Below are 21,843 nucleotides of genomic sequence, written 5' to 3' on the forward strand. Positions count from 1 at the left end.
ACCGGTGGATGTGCAGAGTTCAGGCGGACGCCGCTGCGGAGGTCACTTGGGGATAGGACAGGCTGTTGTAGATCTCATACGCCCTGGCGATCTTCGGGTGCGCCATGTCGACTTGCTCCCTCAGCTCGGCATGGAACTGGGTCGGTGCCTCGGGCGACTCGTTGACGCGCTCGTCGGGCACCTTCTCACCGACCAGACGCTGCAGGTATTTGTGCAGCGAGGGCTCGCCGCTGTAGGGGAAGACCGTCAGATCCGCCGGGACGTTTCCATGCTCGTCGAGCAGGACGTCCACGGACGTCCCGACCCGCGCATAGTGCGGGGGCTTGTCCTGCGTCCACGACTCGAAGAACTCCGAGAAGGAGATTCCCTGGGTGCTGTTGTTCGGCCACTTGATGTTGTCGCGGGACCTGTAGCGGTACCAGGAGTGCAGCGTCTCCAGCGGATCCCGGACCGCGACGACCACTTCATAGGCCTCCATCTGGACCGGAAAGGTCTCCAGGGCCTCCCGATAGGACATGTGCTTGGCCGTCGGATTGGTGGACTTGAAATCCGCGTACTTCGTGAAGGCGCGCTCGATCGCGGTCGTGCCCGTCTTGGGGTTCGCGAGGTAGACGAACCTGAAGCGTTGCGAAATCAGCATATTGTACTCCAATCAAGCCAATCGATCTTGTTGTTTACCGGTCGAACGCGAACCAAGGGACGTCAGGTCGTCCCGGCTTCGCTGGCCTCTTCGTTGCCGCGTTTCGAATTGCCGCGCAGCTTCTGCAGCCGTTCGCGAACCTTCTTCTGCTTCTGGTTCAATTCCCGGTTCTTTTCCTTGAGTTGATCGATCTTTTCCTGAAGCTCGACAGTCCGCTTCGTCATTGCGGCGAAAATGCAGTCGAGCTGCGTGGTGGACAGGGTCACATTGTCACCCCGCTCCGTCTCGCGGACCTCGGCCGTCGGCTTCTGCGCGTAGTGTTCGCCGTCCGGCAGCGCCCGGTTCACGGTGTCGATGGCATCGCGGTTCACGTCATAGATATCGTCGATGCTCGCCTGCTCGACGTACAGCGTACCCGCGTCCAGTTCCGGCAGGTCGGCGCAAAGCTGGAGTCCGGCAAAGCGGGAATCCTTGCCGACATGCCGGTTGAGGATCTTCAGCGTCTCCAGTTCGTCCTCGCTGAGCGACCGGTTGACGACCTTCTGGGCCGGCGCGGCCAGGCTGTTGGCGGGAACGCCGAGCCATTCGGCGAACGCCTCGACGAGGCTCCGCTTGACCTTGGAATAGTTCCTCAGCGTCAGGTTTATGTCGGGATACTTTCCCGCGGCGTCTATCAGCCGCTTCACCAGTTTCGGCTTGGTGTAGTGGGTCGCATAGTCCTTGAGCGACTCGGTCGTCTCGCCGCTCTTCACCTTCTGCCTGTAGAGCGACACCATATCGTCGACCGGATCTCTGACGAACAGCAGCATTTCGGTCTTTTCGAAGCCGCTCGACCGCGCCCAGGCAACGAGCATGTCCATCTTCGATGCGTCGGTCAGTTCGAAGAACAGCCCCTCATTGCTGATCAGGCAGTCGCGGTCGCTGGGAAACGTCGGCGCGTCCAGCTTTCCGGTGAGATAGTTCCTGAGCACCACCCCGTTTCCGTGCGGAAACGACGCGAATATGCCGCTCGTCCGCGTGGTCGGATCGGGGTAGTGAATGCCCTTCTCCTCAAGGGCGTTACGCGACTCGAGGGCGCAGGCCTGGAGATAGGAGGAACCGGTCTTCGAATGACCTATGTGTAGGAAAAGCGTCGCCATTTCGTCTGCGTTCTCGTTTTCGTGCGGACCACCTCTACCGGCTCCCGGGTCAATTGTTAACCGGCGAGACCGGGTCGCCGCCTGCGTTACCGGAGGCCGGCATCCGTCGGAGTCGGTCGCACACGGTCGTGACATCCCCGGCGTAGACGCGTCCGCGTAAACGCAAGGGCATTGATCACAGTTCCCATGTGCGGACAAGCATGTTGTCGCCTGGCGGCACCGGGATGCCGGCCACCGAGCACTGTTCTAGCTGACTTGCTCGGACAACTCCGGCTCGCCGCGCCGGTTGGCGAGCATGAAGTCGAACAGGCGATCGCTGTCGATTTGCTCGTGTTCGCGCATCAAACGCGATGCCGAGGCCTCGTCGCCGGCACGAAAGGCCGCGATCAGGCCTGAATGTTCCTCGTAGGAGCGCGAAAGCCGGTTCACCTTCTGAAACAGCCACTCCCGATAGGGACCGACGCGGCTGCGCAGCCGGTTCGCCTCCGTGGCCAGCCACGCGTTGCGCGAAGCCGCGTAGATCGACCTGTGGAAAGCCAGGTTCATCTGCTGGAAGGAGCGGAAGTCGCGCGCGGCGACCAGTGATTCGGACTGCCTGTGCAGGCGCTCCAGCGCGTGCACCTCATTGTCGGAGATCCGCCTGGCCGCCAGTCCGGCGACCAGGCTCTCCAGCCCGATCAGGGCTTCGAAAAGTTCGAGGATGACGGAGGGATCAAGGGATTTGACCAGCGCGGTCTGGCGGGGGCGAATCTCGATCAGGTCCGTTGCGCCGAGTTGCTGTATCGCCTCGCGCACCGGCGTACGCGACATCCCGAGGCGGGCGGCGATGGCCCGCTCGTCGACGGCTTCGCCGGGCTTCATGCGTCCCGACAGAATGTCGTCCTCCAGCACCACGCGGGCGCGGGCGGACAGGCTGAGGCGCTCACTCACACTCCGGTCCCCGGCAGGTTGGCGGCGCCGGACGGAGCCGGCGCCGAAAACGGCTCAATTGGCCGCCTTGATCTGCTCCTTCAGATAGTCGAGCGCGGCCTTGCGGTCGACCTTGCCGTCGCCTGCCGCGATCCACTTGTCTTCCTCGACCGACAGCTTCGCCTTGATCTCCTCGAGCAGTTCGCCGTCGGCGGTCTTGAAGTTGGTGCCGCCCTTGATCAGTTCCTCCTTGCCGATCGCATCCTGCTCGTCCCACATCTTGGCGGCGAGTTCGGCCATGGCCAGGCCCGAAACGCCGCGGATGGCTTCCTGGTCCTCGGGCGACAGGGAATCCCACTTCGCCTTGTTCATCACGATTCCCTGGCTCGACCGGTAGAGGCCACCGGGCACCTCGAGCGCCTGGCCGATCGCCGGCCCGATCTTGAAGTTGTAGACGGACTCGGTGGGAAACATGATGCCGTCGGCCACGCCCTTCGAGATCACCTCGTAGCTCTGTGACGAAGGGGCGAAGAACGGCACCGTGCCGAGGTCTTCAGCGACATACTTGGCCATGCCGCCGCCGACCCGGATCTTAAGGTTCGACATGTCGTCGAGCGTGTTGATCTCCTTGTCGCGGGTGAAGAAGTGGGCCGGCCCGTGGACCCACAGCCCCATCAGTTCGACGCCGTCATACTCCCCGGCATCGGCGAAGAACTTCTCGTAGGTCTTCCAGTAGGCGATCGAGGCGGAACGGCTGTCATCGGCCAGGAACGGCAGTTCGGGACCTTCGGTCAGCTTGAACCGGTCCGGGGTGTAGCCGTGCACGATGAAGCCGGCGTCGGCGACGCCGTTCTGCACCAGATCGATGTGCGACGGCGGGTTTCCGAGTGGGCTGATCACCTCGATCTCGACCCGGCCCTCCGTCGCCTCCTTCACGTTCTCGGCCCACTTGCCGATCACGTCGGTGGAGACGGGATGGGTCGGAGGCACCCAGTTGGAGAAGCGGATCACGGTCTGGGCGCTGGCGGGCTCGTGGAACGCTGCCAGCCCGGACAGGGCCAGCGCACCGGCGGCAAGGCCGGTGAGCAGTGTGCGGCGGCTGAGTGTCATTGTTAGGCTCCTTTGGCTGAAACGGGCATTCGGTGGGACCGCATCGTTGCTGTGTCTCCTCAGCGCATGAGCGAGGGGAGGAAAAGGGTGACGCCGGGCAGCAGCACCAGGATCGCCAGCCGCACGATGTCGGCTGCGATGAAGGGGGCGACGCCGCGGAAGATCGTGCCGACCGGGATGTCCGGCACCGTGGCATTCAGCACGAACACGTTCAGGCCGATCGGTGGCGTGATGAGGCTGATCTCGATGACAACCACCACGATGATCCCGAACCACACCGGATCGAAGCCGAGCCCCTGCACGATCGGGAAGAAGATCGGCACCGTCAGCAGCAGCATCGACAGGCTCTCGAGCAGGCAGCCGAGCAGCACGTAGACGACCAGGATCATGGCCATGATCGCGAGCGGCGGCGCCTGCGTTGCCGTGATCCAGGCGGAGAGTTCGCGCGGCAGGCCGGCGACATTGATGAAGTTGGAGAACAGCACGGCGCCGATCAGCAGGACGAACATCATGGTCGAGGTCAGCGCCGTCTCGACAAGCACCGCGAACAGGCGCCTTGAGGTCAGTCCGCCCCGGTAGAGGGCGAACAGGAAGGCCCCGCCGGCGCCGATGCCCGCGGCTTCGGTCGGCGTGAAGACGCCCAGATAGATTCCACCCATCACCAGCGCGAACAGCGCCAGCACGCCCCAGATGTCGCGCAGCGTCTGGAGCCTCTGCGTCCAGGACGAGGGTTCGCCCGGACGTCCGTTGTCGGGATTGCGCGCCGTGGTGACGGCCACGGCGGCCATGTAGAGGAGCACGCCGAGGATCCCGGGAATGACACCGGCGATGAACAGCGCCCCGATGTCGGTCGACGTCAGGATGCCGTAGAGCACCAGGATCACCGAAGGCGGGATCAGAATGCCGAGCGTTCCCCCCGCAGCGATCGATCCGGCGGCGAGACTGTCGGCATAGCCGAACCGGCGCATCGACGGAATCGCGACCTTTGCCATGGTGGCCGACGTAGCCATCGACGAGCCCGACACCGCCGCGAAGCCGCCGCACGCCACCACCGTCGCCATCGCCAGCCCGCCCCGACGGGCGCCGAGGAAGGCGTAGGCGCAGTCGAACAGCGCCCGGCTGAGGCCGGCCCGTGTGATCAGGTTGCCCATCAGGATGAACAGCGGCAGCACGGACAGGGACGAACTCATCGTCGTCTCGAACGAAATCTGCCCGAGCATCGCCAGCGCCGGCTTCCAGCCGACCAGCAGGCCGAAGCCGCCGAAGCCGACGAGGCCCATGCCGAAGGCGACCGGCGTGCCGAGGAAAAGCAGCGCGAAGACCACCAGAAAACCGATCGCGGCCGTGATCACCCTCGCCTCCACACCAGCGAAACGAGCAGCGCGAGCGCCGCGAGCCCGCTCATCATGCTCATGAAATAGGCCATGGGGGCGAGCGGCAGGCCGAGATAGATCGAACTGTCGGAGTATCGCGACAGGCCAATGCCGCGCTCCCAGAGCTGCCAGGCCATCAGCGCGAGCGCGACCAGCGAGGTCAGCTGCATGACGGCGTTCTGGAGCCTCTGCCCCCTGCCGGCGAACAGCACCGTCATCAGTTCGATCGAGACGTGTTCCCTGCGCACGGTCACCAGCGGCAGGGCACCGAAGATCAGCAGGCCCATGCCGAACTCGGTCAGTTCCGGAGCGCCCGGAACCGGGGCGTTGAAGACGTAGCGGCCGACCACGTCGACACAGGTAAGCAGCATGAGCGCCAGGAGAATGACCGCGATGAACAGCTTCAGCGCGACGGCGATCCATCCGAGCCCGGGCTCGGGGCCGAGCAGGCGGATGTCGATGGCGTCGTCGCGGTCGGCAGCGCTCACGTCTTTGCTGCCCCCGCGAACATTTCGATGAGTGCTGAGATGTCGGAGTCCAGCAGATCGCGTGTCGCCGTCGACCGGTAGAGTTCCGCTGCCGCGGAGGCCATCGGCAGCATTGCGTCGATCGGCCTGGCCGCGTCGCGAACCGTGTCGAGGTCCTTCAGCATCAGCCTGCAGGTGCCGAGCGGCTTCTCGTAGTCGCGCGCGACCATGCGCGGCCCGAAGATCTGGAACGGTTTCGAATCGGCGAAGCCGCCGCCCAGCGCCTCGAACAGTTTCGCCGCATCGATGCCGGACCGTTCGGCGAAGTTCACCGCTTCGGCGACGATCGCGATCGTGCAGCCGGCGACGATCTGGTTGGCGAGCTTCGTGGTCTGTCCGGCGCCGACCGGACCCATGTGGGTGAAGCGCGAATAGAGGCTTGTCGTCAGCGACTTCGCCGCTTCGACGTCGCCCTCGTCGCCGCCGGCCATCACCACGAGTGTGCCCTGCTCGGCACCCGGGACACCGCCGGAGACCGGCGCGTCGATCCAGCCGGCGCCGGTCGCCTCTCCGAGCCGGGCTGCGATATCGCGCGCCGTTTCCGGGCGTATCGATGAAAAGTCGATGACGCAGCGCAGGTCCGCTGCCTCGACCAGCCCGTCCTTGCCGAACACCACCGCCTCCACGGCCTTCGCGTCGGTCAGGCAGAGGCAGACGAGGTCGGCCCCCTTTGCGGCGGCCGCGGGCGTGTCCGCGATCGCGGCAAGTCCTACGAAGGGCTCGGCTTTTTCGCGGCTGCGGTTCCACACGACGAGTTCGCATCCCGATTGCGCCAGTCGACGGGCCATCGGCGCGCCCATGAGCCCGAGGCCGAGAAAGGCGATACGCGCCGTCATTCGACAGGCTCCTCGTACGGCCACTCGGCCGCCCCGTCGTGGGTGACCGCACCGAGATGGGCCGAACCGACCTGCTCGGCGTATTTCTGCATCGCCCCGGCAAGCCGCGTCGGCCGCTGCAAGGGCTTCCAGACCGCCCGGCGCCGGGCGAATTCGTCGTCGTCGATCAAGAGATCGATGCGGCGGGCACGCGCATCGACGCGGACGCGGTCGCCGTCGCGGACCAGCGCCAGGGGGCCACCGGCCGCGGCTTCCGGACTCAGGTAGCCGATGCACATGCCCCGCGTCGCTCCGGAGAAGCGGCCATCGGTGATCAGGGCGACCTTCTCGCCCATGCCCTGCCCGTAGATAACCGCAGTGGGCCCAAGCATTTCGCGCATTCCGGGGCCGCCCTTCGGTCCCTCGTTGCGGATGATGATCACGTCGCCCTCCGAGTAGGCGCGCGCGCGGATCACCGCCATGCATGCCTCCTCGCTCTCGAAGACGCGGGCCGGGCCTTCGTGGACGAGCGACTTCAGGCCGGCGACCTTGATGAGCGCGCCGTCCGGGGCGAGGTTTCCGTTCAGCACCACGACGCCGCCGCTGGGGGAAATCGGGTCGTCGCAGCTGCGCACGACATCGCCATCGGGCTGTCGTGCGTGTGCCACCACGGTGCCAAGGCTCTGCCCTGAGACTGTTATCGTCGTGCCGTCCATGAAGCCGGCGCGGATCAGTTCCTTGACGATCACCGCGACGCCTCCGATCGCGTTGACGTGCTGGGCGTAGTAGCGTCCGCCCGGCTGCAGGTTGCCGATCAGGGGCGTGCGCTCGAACACCGCGGCGGCGTCGGCGAGCGTGAACCGGACGCCGGCCTCGTTGGCGATCGCCGGGATGTGCATCGCCGCGTTGGTCGAGCCTCCCGTCGCCGCGACGATCGCGCAGGCGTTTTCCAGGCTCGCCCTCGTGATCATGTCGCGCGGCAGGGGACCGCCGTTCCTGAGGATCTCCATGACCAGCCGGCCGGCGTCGCGGTTGAGCCCGCGGCGCTTCGCGTCGACGGCCGGCAGCATCGCCGAGCCCATGGGGGCGAGGCCCAGCACCTCGGAGACCATCGCCATCGTGTTGGCGGTGAACTGCCCCGGACAGGCGCCGATCGTGGGCAGCGCCGCCCGTTCCAGCCGGTCGACGGCGGCGCGGTCGATCGCGCCGGTCATGGCGCTGCCGGCGGCCTCGTAGGCCGTGAGGATAGAGACATCCCTGCCGTCGAGCTGTCCGACCAGCGCGGCGCCGCCGTAGACGAAGACGGACGGTACGTTGAGACGCACCATCGCCATCATCATCGCCGGCAGGTTCTTGTCGCAGCCGCCGAACGCGACCAGCCCGTCATAGGCATGGCCGCGCATCACCAGTTCCACCGAATCGGCAATCAGTTCCCGCGACATCAGCGAGCACTTCATGCCCTGGTGGTTCATGCTGACGCCGTCGGAGACCGAGATGGTGGTGAAGGCGCGCGGGGTGCCGCCGGCCTCGGAGACGCCGGCATGGGCATCGGCGGCCTGGACGTCGAGATTGCCGACGCACGGCGTCGTCTCGCCATAGGTCGAAACGATGCCGATGAAGGGCCTGGCGATTTCGGTGTCCGACAGTCCCATGCCCCGCATGAATGCGCGGTGCGGGGTCCGGTCGAGCCCGTCGGTGCTGATCCGCGAATGCAGCCGCACAGGCGCGCGGCCGTCGTCCTCCGACATGCAGTCCCCCAGAAACCGGACCCGTTCCACCCGGGTTCGTGCGCTCAGTCTATTGGCATACCAGATTCACGCAATGGCATAATTCGTGCGCCGACGTAGAATCCCGGCATCCTGGATGATGCGTAGACAGGGGTTGCTGGAGTGCCGGCGGTTGATCCGGCTTGGGACCCCGGCATGCCAGGAGGCGGGGCGGGCGGCTCTGCCGCCCCCCGTACACAGCTCCCGTACATCAGCGGGATGCAGATCCCGGAAAGGGGTTGCTAGGTCCAGGCGACCGTATCGGCGATGACGTCGCGCCAGGCCGGTTCGGAGATCGTCTTGCGATTGTAGCGGGTGACGATGGTCTCGCGGGCGGCCGACCGCAGCCCCGAGAACCGGGCCGGATTGCGGCAGGCCTCGACCAGCGTCTCCGCCAGCCGATCCTGATCGAAGAAATCGACGAGTATGCCGTTCTCGCCGTCGGTGACCGCGTCGCGTACGGGGGCGGTATCGGAACCGATCACCAGGCATTCCGACGCCATCGCCTCGAGAAGCGACCACGACATGACGAACGGATAGGTGAAATACACGTGCGCCCGCGACAGCGACAGGGCGGCCAGCATACGGTCGCGTGCAAGCCAGCCGGTGAAATGGACCCGCGACAGGTCGAGGCGATCGGCGACCTCCTCCAGGTAGATGTCCTTCCACGTCCTGCCGTTGGGCGGCGACATTCCGTAGCCGCGCTCGCCTGCCTCGCCTATCAACAACACATGAGCGTCCGGAACCTCCGCCAGAACGCGCGGCAGGGCCCGCATGAAGCGGTGATAGCCGCGCAACGGCTCGAAGCACCGGTTGATGAACGTTATCACCGGCGTCGTCTCGTCGAGCACCAGGTCGTCCGAGACCTTCAGCTTCGAACCGCGCCGCTTGTAGACGCGATCGACGTCCACGCCTTCGTGGATGATCGTCATCTTCGATCGGAAGGTCTCCGGGATCAGCGAGGCCTGAAACGGCGTCGGGGAGATGATCCTGTCGGCGTCGGCGTAGGCCAGGGAAAGCGTGGCGTTCTTTCCGGCGATCTTCAGCTTCTCCCCGAAGTCATCGTCGCCGAACTCCGGGTCGAAGCCTGAATCCGCGCCGTGCGAGTGGTAGTAGAACTCGCCGTAGGAAATCTGCCTGGCGTTCGGAAACACCTCCTTGAGAAACAGCGTTTCGCCCCAGCCGGGATGACCGACGATCAACAGCGGATCGAAGCCCTTTTTTTTGAGTTCCATCGCGCGCTCGGCCGCCGCGGCGCCCCGCAGCATGTCCGCTTCCGCCTTCGTCGCCGGTGTGTAGGTGCTCTTGCTGGTGCCGCGGGGCGCCCTCCACTTGAGTGCCGGCACGCCGAACAGCGTGGTGCCGCTCGGCGAGCAGATGGACGTGCACTTCACCCCCTCGCGCTGCAGAAGCTGCGCGACGAAGCCGAATTGCGCGGGAAAATTGCTGTGGACGAAAAGAACGCCCCGGCCGGCACGCTTCCTGACGGTCAGTTTCATTTTTGCGCGGCCGATGGTTTCAGATTCGTCTCGCTGCCCGGAACATCAGGCGCCGGACGTGCCGATCGCCAGCCAATGCCGGGCATGAAGCCTGCGGCGACTGCTATTTCGCCGCACGCCCCTTCGCCGCCCTGCCGGAGCCGCCATCGGCGTCACCCCCGCGCACGACGTCCAGGCACTCGCTGTAGGTCTCGAGAATCCACTTGCGATCGACCGCGGCGGTGGACTTGCCCTCGATGTGCGCGATCTGCCGCAGGAGGGCGAGGGCCACCAATTCCGGGCTGTCGCCAACCAGTTCGATCGCCCTGGAAACCGGCCCCGAATCCAGCTGCGAGGAGAGTGAGCCCAAACGTCCTGATGCCATTTAACGAACCTTCCCTGTGTTCAACTTTCACGAAACGCGAATTCATACATCCTGGTCAGCGGATCGAGAAGATACGCCATGATCGTCCGGTCGCCGGTGCGAATCATCGTCGTTACCGGCATGCCCGGAATCAGCTCCGCCCCGTTCCTGGCCACATCCTCGGGGTCGACCGTAACGGTGCCGCGGTAATATTTCCATTGCCGATCCGGATCTTCCATCTCATCGGAGGAGATCGATTTCAGGGTGCCGTAGATCTGGAACTGGTAGCGCTGCTGATAGGCCAGCAGGTGGACGATCACGGTCTGCCCCGGCCGCACGTCGTCGATGCTGTTGACCGGAATCTCCACCGACAGAACGAGATCGACGTCGCTGGGAACGATTTCCATCACAGTCTGCCCGGGAACGATTGCGGCGCCGGGGCCGAAGACCGTCAGGTTGTAGATATACCCGTCCACCGGAGCGACGAGCGTGCCCCTCGCCAGCCGCTCGCGGATCGCCTTCAGCTTGGGCTCCACGTCGGACAGCTGCGCCCTTGCCTCTCCCAGCTCCTTGTTCGTCGTCTCGAGCCGGTCCTTGTTCAGCTGGGCGATACTGATGGTCGCCTGGTCTATCATGCTCTTCTGTTCGGAGAGCGACGCGTTGACCTGCTCGATGGTCGATTCGAGTTCGGCCTCGGTCCGTGCCAGCGCCAGGATGCGCGGCCGGGTGATCAGACCCTTCTCGACGAGCGGCTGGATCTCGGTGATTTCGTCCTTGATCAGCTCGAGCTGTCGCTGGGTCGCATCCATGCTGCCGTTGAGGGCGGCAATCTGGCTCTTGGCGCCCTCGATCTGCTGCTGCAGAAGGGAGATCTTGCCCTCATGCGCGCCCAGCTTGGAGTGGAAGATATCCTTCTCCTGCTGCATCATCGCCGCGATCCGCGGATCATCGTCGACCGAATCGACCAACGCGGCAGGGAATTCCACCGTCTCCCGTTCGGCGGCCTCGGCTTCCAGCCGTGCCACGCGAGCCAGGTACTGGATCCTGAGGCCAGAATAGACGGACTCCTGGGCGCGTTCGTCGGAGAGGTCCAGGACAACCAGCGGCTGGCCCTTCGAGACCTTCTCGCCCTCGTGGACCAGGACCGATTCGACGGGCCCGCCATCGCGATGCTGGATGGCCTTGCGGCTACCCTCGACGGTGACCCTGCCGCTTGCAACGGACGCGCTGGCGACGTGCATGGTCGAGGCCCAGATGACGATGGCCATCAGAAACGACAGAGCCGTCAGGCCGCCGTAGAGCGCGATCCGTCCGACTCCGTCGTCGGATTTCGTCGTCTTCTCGACGCTGAGGTCGATAGTCGGCCTGTCGAGCGCGCGAGCGCGCTTCCTTCGCTTAACCTGCATCTTTCTTCTTCACGAGTACCGGACGCCCCAGCTGCGCGTATACTTCCTCTGTCTCGCCGAAGCCAACCATCTGGCCTTCCTTCAGCAGAACCGTCTTGTCGAGCTGGCGAATGAGGCTTGCCCTGTGCGAGACCATCACCACCGTGACGCCACTGGCCTTGAGCGATGCGACGCACCGCATCAGCGCATCCTCACCCGGTCCATCGAGGTTCGAGTTCGGCTCGTCCAGCACCACCATCGAGGGTGAGCCGACGACGGCCCGGGCGAGGCCGATCAGCTGGCGCTGCCCGCCGGACACCGGATGCCCGCCGGGCCCGATCAGCGTGTCGTAGCCCATCGGCAGCCGCAGGATCATCTCGTGGGCGCCCGCCATGCGGGCGGCATCGACAACGGCTTCCTCGTCGAACTCGCCGAAATGACTGATGTTGTCGGCCACCGACGCCGGCAGGATCTGCACGTTCTGCGGAAGATAGCCGATGTACCAACGCTCGCCCGATTGCGCCCACGACCACACGTCGTTGCCGTCGAGCCGCACCTGCCCCGCGGAGGGCTTCACGCACCCGGTGATGACCCGCACCAGCGTCGTCTTGCCGGATCCCGCCAGGCCGACGATGCCGACCGAGCGTCCGGCCTCGACGCCGAAGTTGATGTTGCGGAGGATCGGCTTCTGAGATCCCTTGGGAACGTAGATCAGCCCCTTCACCGTCAGGATGCCCGCCGGCTTGGGCACAGGCATCTTCTCCTGCATTGGCGGAACCGAGGCCAGCGTCTGCTCGATTCTGGCCAGGCCCTGACGAACCGGCACGTACTGGCTCCAGGCGCTGATAACCTTCTGGACCGGGCGCATGGCGAACCGGAACAGGATCATCGTGGCAAAGAGGATGGCCGGCGGCGCCTCGCCGTTGATGATCTCGGCCGCGGCTACGGCGATCACGATGCCCAGGAACAGGTACTGGATCACCCCCGCGCTGGTGCCGATCGTCTCGGCGCGTCCCGAGGCCTGCATCTGCGAGGACAGCGCGGCATCATGGATCTTCCGCCACCGTCCGATGATCCGGCGCAGCATTCCCTGGCCGACCACGGCTTCGGCGCTCTGCAGATACAGGTCGAGCGTCGAATAGGAGGCAAGCGAGGACCTGGTCGTCGAATCCGTGCTGCCGCGCACGGAGGCGACCTTGATGATCTCGATGACGACCATCACCAGGACCGAGAAGAAGGCCACGATGCCCACCAGCGGATTGAGAATGAACAGGACGCCGATAAACAGACCCGCCCACGGCGCCTCCAGGGTCGCCTTGATGGCGCTCTGGCTGACGAACTGGCGGTAGGCGTCGAGATCGCGGAGCGCCTGGGCGCCGCCGGGCGACCCCTCGCCCGAGGCCTTCTGGCGGAACAGCGCCTGCACGAGCCTTTCGCTCAGCCGCCCGTCGATTCGCCGACTGACGCGACGCATCAGGGCGTCTTCCAGCATTTCGAAGAAGCCGCGGAAGATAAAGACGATCGCAAAGCCCGCGAACAACACGATCAGCGTCTCGTTGCTGCGCGAATCGAGCACGCGCGTGAACACGTTGATCATGTACAGGGGAAAGGCGAGGAGCAGCAGATTGACGAGGGTGTTGAACACCGCCGCGTATCCGATATGGAAACGACAGCTTCGGATCGCCGCTTTGATGTCCGGATCGGAGCTGGAGAGAAACACGGTCGGTCGCCTACCTGACTGTTGGAAAGAGAACCCGCTCCCCGACGCCTCTCATACGATGTTTTCTTGTCTCGATCCTAGTGCGGTTCAGAGCAAGATGGAAATCATTCCATTTGCGATCGGCCCGTTTGCGATCGGCCCGTTCGCGATCGGCGAAGCGATCCGGAAACGGGATCGGCTCCGGCATCGGCCGAAACGCGACCGGCTTCGCCTGTCGCCGCCGGCAAACCGTTCCGGGGTGGGGGCTTACCGGCGAACGCCGGAACCCTCATCCGAACTCCCGCTCGCCTGCACCTGGCTCCAAATGCCGCCTCGGCTCGATCCGTTCTGCTCCGAACCGCTTTCAGCGAATCATATCGCGAGGGGCCGCTGTGGAACGCCCACAGCCCCAGGACATACGATTCCCCTTGAACGGTCGTCATTATTTCCGTGAATGCCCCAAACGGCAATATCCCCTGAGGGGCCATTCGCGGCGGGGCAGTTCACATATGCAACGGGCCGCATCGCTGCGGCCCGTAAACACAATCCCGAGATCGGATCAGTCTCAGAATTCGAAGATGTCTTCGAGCGTCACGCCCGGGGGCAGATCGTTGAGATCGACGTCGGCCATGACGAACTGCGTGCCGTCCGGAAGCGTCACGATCGTGCTGTCGCCGACGACCTGGTAGTTGATGTCGTCGATGCTCGTCACGCCAGTGCCGGAAACGTCGACCACGTCTTCGTTGGCGTCGAAGTCGGCGATCAGATCGATCGAGTCGTCCGGGCCGATGACGAAGGTGTCGGAGCCGCTGCCGCCGACGAGGGTGTCGGCACCCGTGCCGCCGAAGAGCGTGTCGTCGCCGCTGCCGCCGATGATCGAGTCGTTGCCGTCACCGCCGAACAGGTCGTCGTTGCCGTTGCCGCCGATCAGCGTGTCGTTGCCGGCGCCACCGTCGATCGTGTCGTTGCCGTTGCCGCCCTTGAGCAGGTCGTCGCCGCGAGCACCCGCCAGCGAATCGTCGCCTGCGGCACCGAGAATGGTGTCGTTGCCGTTGCCGCCGGCCACCGTGTCGTCGCCGAAGCCGGCCTTGATCTTGTCGTCGCCGGCACCCGCGTCGATGGAGTCGTTGCCGCCGCCGCCGAGAACGAAGTCGTTGCCGTCACCGGCGTCGATCTTGTCGTTGCCGTTGCCGCCGCTGATCCAGTCGTTGCCGTTGCCGCCCTCGATGGTGTCGGACCCGGCGCCGCCGTAGATGGTGTCGTTGCCGTCACCGCCTATGACGTGGTCACGACCGCCTGCGGCATCGATGTAGTCGTCGTACTTTGTGCCAATCAAATCTTCCTTGGCGTCAGTTCCAAGTATGGTAGCCACGGCGCGCTCCTTCGTCGAACTTGAGCAACAAATCAAACAATGAGCCTGCACCCTACTCGGTAGGCGCAGCAGCTTCATGTCCCAAATGGCACATGAGGTGCTTTTTTTTGGGATTTCCTTCGGCACCGCAATGCGGGCAATTCGCATGAGCGGGACGGCTGGAAGGACGGTCAGGCGACCGCGATCTGGAGGCGGATCAACCCGGCAAGGCCTTGCCGGAGAAGCGATTTTCCTGGCAGGCAGGCAGGCGCCCGCGGAGCGGAGGGGAAACGCCCGATGATCCCGATTTTGCGGCGCAGCACCGAGGCGGACGGTTCCGGGCAGCGGCGGCACGGCCTGCCGGAACCTCCGCGGGGCGCGGGCTCAGAACTCGGAGAACTTCTCGGCGATCAGGGCGACGAGCTCGTTCTGGCGATGAACGCCGACCTTGTTGAAGACGGACTTGAGCTGGTTGCGGGCGGTGCCGATGGCGATCTTGTATTCCGCGCTGGCCTCACGGAGGGCGCGGCCCGAGGCGATGTGGCCGGCGAGCCGCGCCTCGGCCGGCGTCAGCTTGTAGACCTTGGAAAGCTTCTCGATGTTGATGACGGTGCCGCGTTCGCGGCGCTCGTGGGAGACGAGGAGCAGCGGGGCGGCGCTGTCCAGCCACGCGGTATGGGCATGGCGCGCGCCGCAGAACGGCGTGAAGGTCCACACGTCGGCGGTGCCGTCGGGCCGCTTCACGGAGACCAGATTGTCGGTAACGGCAAGGCGGCGGCACCACTGCGCGCGCAGCGCCTGCAGGCGGGACTGCGGCTCCGGGTCGCTCAGAACCAGGCAGCCGCTGTCGTCGATCGAGACCAGCCGGCCACTGTCCAGCGCCAGTTCGGCGGCCCTGTTGCACAGCCAGACTGCCCCGTCCGCACCGATCACGAAGGTCGCCGCCCGGGTCGCGTCGATGATCGAGCGGAGGGCCTCGGAGGGCCGCCGGGAGATCCGCTGGTTCAGTTCGATGGCGTGCCGAAACAGCGGGGTCAGCTCCCGCAGCAGGATCGGCACCGCCTTGTTGTAGTTGTCGGCGGCCGAGCGGGGATAGTGGACATACAGCGCCGCGAACCTCGATTCGTCGTCGTACAGCTTTATCCAGGTGGCGCTTTCCACTCCCTCCTGCGCTGAAATGTATTCGGCGTAGAACTCGGTGTTGGCGAACGAGCTGGAGGGAAGCACATCGTCGGCGACGTGCGGGACATGGGCGGGAAGCCGTGCCGCCACCGGCACCCACGGGTTGATGCCGGACAGGCGGGCGGCGTACTTGGCGACGACGCTATCGCTGAGGCCGCAGTTCACGAAGGCCATGCCGGTCCGGCCCTGCACGTCCTCGGAGAACAGAACCACCTTCGAGCCGGGGAATTGCTGGGCCAGGGCGTTCACCACCCCTTGCCAGCAATCGACGCTCAGGCCCGCATCGTAGATCGCATCGACCAGTCCCCGATCTGCCGACGACTGAGACAACACGTTCATTGGCGACCCCCCGAACCGGCAAATGCTTGAGCGACGATACGTCCGAAGTCACAAACGCATTCCGGCGGATTTGGTCCCATCACAGGGAAACCGGATCCGCGCTCCTCGGGCGTGCCGAGGCTGAATCTTCCTTCAAGCGCAATACTATCGACCTGTATGCAGTCATTGAATTTTCGTGTCAAATGCGCCCGGGAGACCGGGATAGTCCGTTACCGGCAGCCGCACAGCGCGTCGTGTTTTCGATGCGATTCCAAACATCGCGCCCGGCCGCGCCGGGCCATGCCGTAAGGCGGCTTCGCACCCGGCGGCGCGGTTGCGGCACATCGCGCCGATCGGGCGGCGCATACAGAACACAACCATTTGATGCATATGTCAAACATCGCGCGACGGCGGCGCGGGCGGCACCGCGTGCTCACGACGAGGACCGGCGCCGCGATTTTCCGGGGAAGCATTCGCCGAGCACGTCCTGCCAGAACAGGTCCGCTCCCCTGGCGCCGAGATGGTCGTAGTCGCGAAACAGCTGGTCTGGATAGTCGGAGGCCAACTGGTCGGCGCGCACGAACCGGATGCCCCGGTCCGACGCCTCCTGAGCGAGCGCATCGAGAGCGGCAAAGTAGCGGACGCGGTTCAGGTCGCGGACCACGTCCAGGTACTTGCCGGTCACCGGCGTCTGGACGAGACAGACTTCGACGCCCGCCTCCCTCAGGCGTCCGATCATCGCCCAGTGCTGGCGCCAGGCGTATGAGGTCTCGTAGCGCGGCACCGGATTGTGCCGGAGCACGCGTTTTCTCGCCCCCTCCGTCTTCCGCCCCGCAGCGCGCCGCTGTCGCTGTCCGCCGGGGCCGGCATGCGCATCGGCGACCGCGCTGCCGACGAAGCCGGAAGCGGCTCTTGTCGACTGCGTCCAGATCGAGTTCAGGATCGCCGGTTCCAGTACCGCAACGGGGGCGGGAAAGATCTGCCGCACCAGCGACTCGGGAGGCAGGTTCCGGTACTCGAACTGGCGCTCGGCCATCAGGACCTGCGGACCGGATTCGATCAGGATGCGCGTGGTCTTGAAGAACTTCAGGCGGGCGGCGACGACGCGTCCGGCTTCGCCGGGAGCCATTCCGGCGCGCGCCAGGTTGAGCCATCCCTTGCGCCTGCCCAGCGGCAGGAAATGCGAATCGCCCAGGATGATCCGCCTGTTCGGCTTGAAGAGCACCTGCTTCACGTATCTGGCCGCCCCGTTCGACCTGATCACGTTGACCTCGCGGACCTCCACTTCCAGGGCCGCGAACAGGCCGGCCGCAATCGCGACGACGAGCGCCACGAAGACCGCCGCCCTGATGGCGCCGCCACGCTCAGAACTGGAAGTAGATGAATTCATACGGGCGGCCTTTCAGCACGACGAACAACGCGACGAACAGGAGCAGTCCGGTGAGCGCGGCGGCGGTCCGCGTCCGCTGCCACCGCAACCGCACCAGCGCCGTGCCGTCGGCCTTCTTCAGATCGAATATTTCGGCGACGTTCGGCATCAGCACGCAGATGCCCAGGCCCACGGCGACGATCAGGACGTCGTAGGCCGGGGGAATGGCTCCAACCGACGAGACGAGTGATGCGTAGTAGTCGAGGAAGCTCGTTCCCTCGAACGCCCGAAAGGGCACCCACGCCAAAATCACCGCCAGGAACGTAAGCGGCCAAGCGACAACCGACAGCACGCGCGCCGCGCCGGGAATCCGGCTCCAGGCGATGGCGCCGGCGACATGGTTCACCACCAGGTAGCAGCCGTGCAGCCCACCCCACAGCATGAACGACCAGCCCGCTCCGTGCCACAGGCCCCCCAGCAGCATCGTGATCATCAGGTTGACATACCGCTGGGCTGCGCCCTTCCGGTTGCCGCCCAGCGGGATGTACAGATAGTCGCGGAGAAACCGGGACAGCGTGATGTGCCATCGCCTCCAGAATTCCACGATCGATCGCGACTTGTAGGGACTGTCGAAATTGATCGGCAGGTGCAAGCCGAAGATCAGTCCGATCCCGATCGCCATGTCTGAATAGGCGGAAAAGTCGAAGTAGATCTGCAGGCTGTAGGCAAGCAGTCCGGTCCAGGCGACGGCCGAACCGATGTGATCGCCGGCCACGACCGTATCGAACGCCGGATCGGCGATTGCCGCGAACTCGTCGGCGAGGACGACCTTCTTCGCCAGCCCGGCAACGAAGATCGACAGGCCGGTGGCGAAATTGGAGGCGACGATCCGCAGCCGGCGGTCGCGGATATCGGGAACCACCTCCTGCTGACGGACGATCGGCCCTGCTATCAGCTGCGGAAAGAACGATACGAACAGCGCATAGTCCAGGAAGCTTCCGCGCTCGGTCGTCCGGTGGAAGGAGTCCACGACATAGGCAATCTGCTGGAAGGTGAAGAACGAAATCGCCAGCGGCAGCAGAATCTCCGGCAGCGGCCATTGCGCGCCCAGCGACCAGGCCAGCGTCCAGACCGCAAGCGAGCTGTACTTGTAGTAGACAAGCAGCGCCACGTTGGCGGCGACCGCAAGCGTCAGGACCGGTCGGCTCTTGTGCGCGCGCAGATACTCGCCGACAAGATAGTTTCCGACTATCGAAGACACCAGGATGAGAACGTAGTCTACACGGAAATATCCGTAAAAAAACAAGGATGCCAGGATGAGGAATAGAACGGAAATATAGTAGTGCAGCTTTCCTGCCAGCCAGAACCCCAGTATAACTAGCGGTAGAAACAGCAGCAGGAATTCGAAGGAACTAAATACCATTCCGACTCATCCAGAAGTCCAGGCCTTGCCGCTGCCGCGCATTTTCCGAACGAGCCTCCCCGCACCGCGCCCGTTGCCCGAACCTGCCGGCGATGCCGCGAAATGGCGAGAGGAGGGGCGCGCGGCGCATCGATCGGTTTCCTGAGGGAGCCACCGCGGAAGCGCGGACTGGAAACGCCCCGGACGTCGGTCTATGGCGAGGCGGCACGGCGATGTCAGGTCGCCTGCAGGCGATGCCGCTTGCGGACGCGCCTTGCCCCCCCGGCACCGTCCGGAGCGTCCGTATCGTCGTCCTGCAGTCCGTAATAGTCCGATATGGACACCGTGTCGCCGCGAGTTGCCGTTCCGGTCATCTTCGACCAGGTCTCGGCAATGTCGAGTTGCAGGATATGGTCGTTAATCTTCTGCGTGTCGACCGAATATTCATAGGGCAGGACGATTCCTGCGCCAATCGACGTCAGGCGTTGCGCGAGCGCGCCGATGTCGAACACGATCGGCGGCAGTCCGACCTGCAGGGCCAGGGACAGGGCATAGCCGTAGGTCTCCGGGCAGATCGAGGGCAGCAGTGCGAAATGCGGACGATATTCCATCAGTCGCAGGATCGCTCCGCCGTCGCTGCCGTATTCGCCGGTTTCAGCGACCGGTCCCTGACCGCGATAGTCGGTATAGCCGATGACCAGGTATTCGATGGGAAGGCTCCGCAACCGGGCGTCGCGGGCGAGCGCCATCAGCACGTCGGAGCCCTTGTGCGGGCCGATCGCGCCGACCGTGGCGATCCTGATCGGCGTGCGGTCATGCGGCGGTTCGGTGAAGCGCACCATCGCGCGGCCGGTCTCGGGATGCGGACGCACCCGCAATTGCCCGGTCCGCGGCAGCAACTCCGCCCTGGAGGCGACATCGGGGTTCGGCAAGATCTGGGTATGGACGGAGCCGAGAAACCTCTCGAACACCCGCCGCCAACGAGCGGGATCCCCGCCGGCCTCGCTTACCGCCGGCCGCTGCCTTATGCACGAGACACAGCGCTCGCCGACCTCCTCGTTGCAGTACTGTCCCTCGGCGTCGACGAAGCTGTTTCGAGGACAGAACGGCGTATAGTCGTGCCAAGTGTAGTACAGGTTGGCGCCGCAGTTGCGTAACACCGCGAACAACCTGTCGACCGCGCGGATGTGCATCCTGGCGACGGAATGCACGTGGACGAATTTCGGCTTCAGCGCCTTCAGGATATCGAGAATCTGCTGCTCGCCCTGAAGGACGCTCAGTTCGCCGATGTTCGGACAGAATATCTCGCGCGCGACGCTGTACTGCTCGAAGCGAACCGTCGCGATCGATTCCCTGACGATCCTCAGCGCCAGCACGTCGATTCCCTGACGCGACAGCGCATCAGCGAGATCCCGGGCATTCGTCTCGATCCCGCCGCCCATGTCGTGCAGCACGAAGACGGCGCATCGGCCGCGAAAGTGCCGGGCGAAACGGCTCCAGTCGAGCGCCTCGCGAGCTTCCCGGGAGGGATCGACATCGACGAAGCGGCGCACCCGGCCCTGGAACTCCGGATGCTTCAGGTCGACCGCCCGCTCACCGGCACGCCGGTTGGCTATGGCGGTCTTCTGGAACGACACCTCGCCGGTATGCTGCACAAAGACGTCCAGCGCCTGCAGATTGTGCAGCCCGGCCTTCACGCAGCGCATGCAGAAGTCGACTTCCTCGCCATACCCCCTGGCAAAGTTTTCCGTGTCGAAGAGCCCGACCCGATCGATGGCGTCCCGGTTGATCCACATGCAGAATCCGACGCCGACCGGGATCCGTATCGACTTGCCGCGGTTGGTCTGCTTGCACAGCTTGTCGAGTTCCGAACTGGCGATCTCCAGTCGGTAGCTGTTGTTGCTGTTGGCCAGCGGATAGCTGCAGATCGTCGCATTGTTGGAAAACGGGGTCACGGTCGCAACGGCGCGGCCGGACTTGGCGTGGTAGCGCAGACGATCGATCCAGTTGCCAGACACCACCGCGTCGGAGTTCAGGAGGACGATGTCGTTGTCCGGATTGGACAGCATGCCCTTGGTCACCGAGCGCACGAATCCCTCGTTCTGCTCGTTCTCGATCAGATCGAACAGGCCCCTGCCCGCCAGTTCCCGAAGCGCTTCCGCAAGCTCGGGTTCCGGGCTCGCGTCGTTGACGACGATGAGATTGAAGTCCGTGCGGTTGGCGGATGTCAGGACGCTGTAGATGCAGGCCAGCGTATCGCGATAGCCGCGATAGACGGGCACGACGACATCGAGCCGGTGGTGGGGTGCGTTTCGCCGGAAGATCCGCTCCCAGTCCTCCTTCGACGGCAGTTCGGGGGTCTGGATCGTTTCCGCCCCCAATGCATTGGTCCGCCGCCCCTCCCCCTGGCCGAAGACCGCGTAGTGCAGCAGCGGATTGACCTGGGCGTCGCGCACGTCGCGGTACGCCTGGCGGTAGAACCGCGTCGAGAACCAGGCGCTGGGGTCGCGCCCCTCACGCCATCCGATCCGCATGTAGTGCAGCAGCGGATCCATCCGTTGACCTACGACATCCCGGTAGCGGTCGCGGTAGTATTCCCGGTCGAAGAAGGGCCGCAGCAGCTTCCTGGCGTGCCGGTCGCTGGTGAACTTCAGGACCCTGGCTCTTTCGGAGGCATCGACGCGGGCCCGGATCGCAAACCTCAGGAGCGGAGGCGAGACGTTCGCGAGCGCACCGGCAAGGTCCGTCTCGTAGGCAACAGCGTTGAACCAGAGATTCGGCAGACAGCCTGTCGACCAGCCGGTGTCCAGATAGTGGCGTACCGCATCAGCAGTCTCCTCCAGACCGTTTTCCGACAGATAGACGTCCGGGCGGACATACTCGGACAGAAGCAACTCGCTCTCGTCCCGGGAGGGCAGCTCGCGGCCCGTCACTATCTCGGTCCGCAGCCCCCGGACCTCATTCGTGGGCAGGTCCACGTTCAACTCCACATCGGTCCTTCACAGCAGCCAGCCGC

17 protein-coding genes are annotated in these 21,843 nt (G+C 64.8%); all 17 read right to left on the bottom strand.

Annotation, left to right across the window (positions count from 1 at the left end):
* Positions 1-19 precede the first annotated feature (19 nt).
* Complete coding sequence (locus V3328_RS11185; protein WP_340329740.1) at positions 20-640, bottom strand: hypothetical protein; 621 nt, start codon at positions 638-640, stop codon at positions 20-22.
* A gap of 62 nt (positions 641-702) precedes the next feature.
* Complete coding sequence (locus V3328_RS11190) at positions 703-1,779, bottom strand: cell division protein ZapB (RefSeq protein WP_340329741.1); 1,077 nt, start codon at positions 1,777-1,779, stop codon at positions 703-705.
* A 246-nt stretch (positions 1,780-2,025) separates the two neighbouring features.
* On the bottom strand, positions 2,026-2,709 hold the full coding sequence (locus V3328_RS11195; protein ID WP_340329742.1) for a GntR family transcriptional regulator: 684 nt from the start codon (positions 2,707-2,709) through the stop codon (positions 2,026-2,028).
* A gap of 54 nt (positions 2,710-2,763) precedes the next feature.
* Entirely contained in the window at positions 2,764-3,798 is a 1,035-nt protein-coding gene (locus tag V3328_RS11200) for a TRAP transporter substrate-binding protein (RefSeq protein WP_340329743.1), read from the bottom strand.
* Positions 3,799-3,857: 59 nt separating this feature from the next.
* On the bottom strand, positions 3,858-5,150 hold the full coding sequence (locus V3328_RS11205; protein WP_340329744.1) for a TRAP transporter large permease: 1,293 nt from the start codon (positions 5,148-5,150) through the stop codon (positions 3,858-3,860).
* The gene (locus V3328_RS11210) at positions 5,147-5,659 is read right to left on the bottom strand and encodes a TRAP transporter small permease (RefSeq protein ID WP_340329745.1); all 513 of its coding nucleotides are present in this window, start codon (positions 5,657-5,659) and stop codon (positions 5,147-5,149) included. The genes V3328_RS11205 and V3328_RS11210 overlap by 4 nt, the downstream gene beginning before the upstream one ends.
* Positions 5,656-6,534: an NAD(P)-dependent oxidoreductase gene (locus V3328_RS11215; protein ID WP_340329746.1), complete on the bottom strand. Its 879-nt coding sequence runs from the start codon at positions 6,532-6,534 to the stop codon at positions 5,656-5,658. Before V3328_RS11215 ends, V3328_RS11210 begins: the two co-directional genes overlap by 4 nt.
* Entirely contained in the window at positions 6,531-8,261 is a 1,731-nt protein-coding gene (locus tag V3328_RS11220; RefSeq protein ID WP_340329747.1) for a dihydroxy-acid dehydratase, read from the bottom strand. The genes V3328_RS11215 and V3328_RS11220 overlap by 4 nt, the downstream gene beginning before the upstream one ends.
* Positions 8,262-8,521: 260 nt before the next feature.
* Entirely contained in the window at positions 8,522-9,778 is a 1,257-nt protein-coding gene (locus V3328_RS11225; protein WP_340329748.1) for a glycosyltransferase, read from the bottom strand.
* 103 nt (positions 9,779-9,881) lie between these two features.
* Complete coding sequence (locus V3328_RS11230) at positions 9,882-10,142, bottom strand: hypothetical protein (RefSeq protein WP_340329749.1); 261 nt, start codon at positions 10,140-10,142, stop codon at positions 9,882-9,884.
* Positions 10,143-10,162: 20 nt separating this feature from the next.
* The gene (locus V3328_RS11235) at positions 10,163-11,527 is read right to left on the bottom strand and encodes an HlyD family type I secretion periplasmic adaptor subunit (RefSeq protein ID WP_340329750.1); all 1,365 of its coding nucleotides are present in this window, start codon (positions 11,525-11,527) and stop codon (positions 10,163-10,165) included.
* Entirely contained in the window at positions 11,517-13,226 is a 1,710-nt protein-coding gene (locus V3328_RS11240) for a type I secretion system permease/ATPase (RefSeq protein WP_340329751.1), read from the bottom strand. Before V3328_RS11240 ends, V3328_RS11235 begins: the two co-directional genes overlap by 11 nt.
* 544 nt (positions 13,227-13,770) lie before the next feature.
* On the bottom strand, positions 13,771-14,724 hold the full coding sequence (locus V3328_RS11245; protein ID WP_340329752.1) for a calcium-binding protein: 954 nt from the start codon (positions 14,722-14,724) through the stop codon (positions 13,771-13,773).
* A 216-nt stretch (positions 14,725-14,940) separates the two neighbouring features.
* Entirely contained in the window at positions 14,941-16,077 is a 1,137-nt protein-coding gene (locus tag V3328_RS11250) for a helix-turn-helix transcriptional regulator (RefSeq protein WP_340329753.1), read from the bottom strand.
* Positions 16,078-16,489: 412 nt separating this feature from the next.
* The gene (locus V3328_RS11255) at positions 16,490-17,446 is read right to left on the bottom strand and encodes a hypothetical protein (RefSeq protein ID WP_340329754.1); all 957 of its coding nucleotides are present in this window, start codon (positions 17,444-17,446) and stop codon (positions 16,490-16,492) included.
* A complete protein-coding gene (locus tag V3328_RS11260; RefSeq protein ID WP_340329755.1) occupies positions 17,421-18,848 on the bottom strand; it encodes an MBOAT family O-acyltransferase in 1,428 nt (475 codons plus the stop codon). The genes V3328_RS11255 and V3328_RS11260 overlap by 26 nt, the downstream gene beginning before the upstream one ends.
* A gap of 215 nt (positions 18,849-19,063) precedes the next feature.
* On the bottom strand, positions 19,064-21,805 hold the full coding sequence (locus V3328_RS11265; protein WP_340329756.1) for a glycosyltransferase: 2,742 nt from the start codon (positions 21,803-21,805) through the stop codon (positions 19,064-19,066).
* Positions 21,806-21,843 lie beyond the last annotated feature (38 nt).

This window comes from Microbaculum marinum (genome assembly GCF_037855135.1).
Lineage (GTDB): Bacteria > Pseudomonadota > Alphaproteobacteria > Rhizobiales > Tepidamorphaceae > Microbaculum > Microbaculum marinum.